Source organism: Mesorhizobium sp. M4B.F.Ca.ET.143.01.1.1 (assembly GCF_004792275.1).
GTDB lineage: Bacteria > Pseudomonadota > Alphaproteobacteria > Rhizobiales > Rhizobiaceae > Mesorhizobium > Mesorhizobium abyssinicae.
In genome coordinates this window covers 1-305 of sequence record NZ_SRSR01000282.1, presented here as the reverse complement: position 1 = coordinate 305, position 305 = coordinate 1, and the positions used below count along the sequence as shown (strand labels likewise).

Genomic DNA, 305 nt, shown 5'->3' with positions numbered 1-305 from the left:
CCTCGAAGAGGCTCTTGAGCTTGGCGACCGCATCGTCGCCGAACGGCTCGTCGGGCAGCAGCACCGGGATTTCCCAGCCCTGGCCAGCATAGCGCATGAATGCCGTGATCTCGCACACGATCCCGCCGCTGGCGCCGGAGCGCACAAAACCCTCGGCGGAGGCTTTGAGGTCGGCGAGCAGCGCATTCACGTCCGAAGACTCGAAGCGCGACAGGCGCGTCAGTTTCGAGGCCAGCGCCTCATAGCCGAACGGCGCCTTGAGGAAGCCGATCGCCGACCCGACGCCAGCGCCGCGCGGCACGAGG

Annotated in this window: 1 pseudogene; it reads right to left on the bottom strand. The window is 67.9% G+C overall.

What is annotated here, in order from left to right:
* A pseudogene (locus EN786_RS37000) lies at positions 1-305 on the bottom strand (hydantoinase/oxoprolinase family protein); the annotation flags it as partial.